Origin of the sequence: Acinetobacter sp. YH12227 (assembly GCF_013417785.1) — a bacterium.
In the GTDB taxonomy this organism is placed as follows: Bacteria; Pseudomonadota; Gammaproteobacteria; order Pseudomonadales; family Moraxellaceae; genus Acinetobacter; species Acinetobacter gandensis.
Genome location: NZ_VPDH01000180.1, coordinates 1 through 1204 on the forward strand (window position 1 = coordinate 1; position 1204 = coordinate 1204).

A 1204-nucleotide genomic window follows, 5' to 3' on the forward strand; every position below is an offset into this window, starting at 1 on the left:
GAATAAACGGTTAGGTTCAGTCCTGGCGCATATTCAACAGCAGCATGAAGAACTAGAAAAACAGAATAAACGTTCCCGGGCCAAGAAAAGTATGCCAAGTCGTAAAGCTCAGAAAGCTGTTGTTGAACAAAGAAACTTAAATCCTGTGCTTGACTCTTGTGGTTAAAAACAGGACATTTTAAATGGTTTATCGCATAGACATTTTAATTGGTGAATAACATGAACATAAAAATGGGAGCTTTAAGCTCCCATTTTTGCTGAGTTTTTCAATTTTTAGGTAGTAGCCTAGGCTTCAATAAATTACGCACCTAAACGCATTAACTTTTCTTGAATCGCCTCACTGACAAAGGCATTTAGAGAATTACTTGATGCTAAAACCGCCTTACGGTGCAATTCAGGGCTAATACGGACATTAAAAGTGCCTTTGAATGGTTGATCAGGAGATTTTCCTAGTTCAGCACATGATTCTAAATAGCCGTCTACAGATTCCTGAAAAGCTTTCTCAAGGGCTTTTAAAGTTTCCGCTTCATAGGTAATAAGATCACGAATAAAAGCAAGTTTTCCAAATAACTCACCTGTTTCAAGATCAGGCTCAATTGTTCCGAGATAACCTTTGTACTTTAAATAGCTCATAAAAATCCCTCCTGCTTGAGTGCCTGTTTTACAGCTTTCAATGCCCCACCTTTGATTTCATTTTCAGGGTGTGGTCTATGCAGTAAAATCATATGTTCAGTTTTTTCATTAAAAAACCGAACACGAGAGCCTGCCATTTCAAATTTTTCATAGCCGAGCTGGCTCAGTAAAACGACTAAATCTTTATATGGAAACGTATTTTTTGAATTTCCAAATTTTTCCAATAACTTTTCCGTTTTACCCATATTTTAGCCCTACTCAGTTACGACTAAGTATAGTCCCTTGAAATTAAAAAATGCAACTAAATTTAGTTGCATTTCATATAACAGCCATTATGTTAAATGTAAGAGATTTTAGGAAAGTTTTTCTATGTATTCACTTAAGCCATTTAAAGCTAATTCAACTGAATTAATTGTCACATATTCAGCATATATAATATTTTCAACTTTGTACACGACAAAAAAAGATAACTCATTGAAATAATGGCATAATACTTGTTTTCTGACGACGAATATGATGACACATTTCAATGAGTTACATCTCATCTTAAACAAATATCTAAAGTGGAACA

Annotated in this window: 2 protein-coding genes; both read right to left on the bottom strand. The window is 34.6% G+C overall.

Annotation, left to right across the window (positions count from 1 at the left end; genetic code table 11):
* Nucleotides 1-300: 300 nt before the first annotated feature.
* Nucleotides 301-633 carry a type II toxin-antitoxin system HicB family antitoxin gene (locus FTV09_RS17795; protein WP_005404859.1) on the bottom strand — a complete coding sequence of 111 codons (333 nt, stop codon included), beginning with the start codon at nt 631-633 and terminating at the stop codon, nt 301-303.
* A complete protein-coding gene (locus tag FTV09_RS17800) occupies nt 630-878 on the bottom strand; it encodes a type II toxin-antitoxin system HicA family toxin (protein WP_004812233.1) in 249 nt (82 codons plus the stop codon). The genes FTV09_RS17795 and FTV09_RS17800 overlap by 4 nt, the downstream gene beginning before the upstream one ends.
* Between the last annotated feature and the right edge of the window lie 326 nt (nt 879-1204).